Raw genomic sequence first — 1,165 nt, 5'->3', positions numbered from 1 at the left:
AGCTTCGTTGCGTCCGGCGTGTCCAAACTGAAGGTCCGCCACACGGCTGTGACCTGCCGCTTCTCCTCACAGCCAAGACTATGAATCAGCCCTGGATCCTATTGGGTCCCTGTCCGGAAACCTCGGGGCACCTCAGTCTCTGCGGCCGCGTTGCGTGACTCACGCCGCCGTGGTGCGGAACGTGCTGGGGATGAGGCCCTTGTGGCGTTTGAAGGCGGTGCTGAAGCCGAAGGCGTCGGCGTAGCCGACGGTCTTGGCGATCTGGGCGATGCTGAGGTCGGTGTCGGCCAGGAGTGCCTCGGCGTCGTCCATGCGGCACTCGGTGAGGTAAGTGCGGGGCGGACGGCCCATCAGCTCGGTGAAGCGCCGGGCGAACAGTGCCCGGGAGACGCCGGCTTGAGCGGCCAGCGACGCGACCGTCCAGCTCTCGGCGGGCCGCCCGTGGAAAGCGTGCAGGGCGGGGGCCAGGACCGGGTCGGCGAGGCCGCGATACCAGCCGGGCGCGTCGGCGCCCGCCCGGTCGAACCAGGTGCGCAGCGTGCAGACCAGAGCCCAGTCGAGGAGCCGGTCCATCAGCGCCTGCGAACCGGCGGAGAGCCGGGCGGCGTCGGCGGCGGCGTTCTCCAGCCAGGCGCAGACCTCGGCGTCCTCGGCGATGACCAGGACGGGCGGAAGGGCGCGCAGGAGCCGTTCGTGGCGGTGCCCCGAGGCGCGGTAGGCGCCCACGATCAGCGCGGTCGCTCCCTTCGGGCCGGTGCCCCAGTGGATGCCGTCGAGTTCCTGGCCGGTGCACGCGGCGTCCGCGGTGAAGCAGTTGATCTCGTACGCGGTGTGGGGGCGGTGGACAGTGGCAGGCTCGTCCGCGAGGCGGAACCGCGCGGGTCCCCGGACGATGGCCGTGTCGCCCGCGCGGATCGCCCGCTCCGTGCCGTCGGACAGCAGCAGCGTGCCGCCCCCGCGCAGCACGCTGACCATGGTGAGCGGAGCGGCGTCGGCGAAGGTGATGCTCCAGGGCGCCGTCAGGACGGCATGGCTGACGACCGAGCCCTCGGCCCGGATGCCGCCCAGTATTGACTCCTCCCCGCCCTAAAGGACGGGGATTCCTAGCTCACTTCGCCTGACCGTCAGCGACGGGCAGGTCTTACAAGATCAGCACTAGCCGGGT

The 1,165-nt window shown here is 70.9% G+C and carries 1 protein-coding gene; it reads right to left on the bottom strand.

Annotated elements, in window-relative coordinates; genetic code table 11:
• Positions 1 to 159: 159 nt before the first annotated feature.
• A complete protein-coding gene (locus tag AB0M99_RS37795; RefSeq protein ID WP_365928808.1) occupies positions 160 to 1,071 on the bottom strand; it encodes an AraC family transcriptional regulator in 912 nt (303 codons plus the stop codon).
• Between the last annotated feature and the right edge of the window lie 94 nt (positions 1,072 to 1,165).

Origin of the sequence: Streptomyces sp. NPDC051183, assembly GCF_040682455.1 — a bacterium.
Classification (GTDB): Bacteria; Actinomycetota; Actinomycetes; order Streptomycetales; family Streptomycetaceae; genus Streptomyces.
Note: the sequence above shows the minus strand (reverse complement) of the source record. Positions and strands in the feature narration are given on the sequence as shown.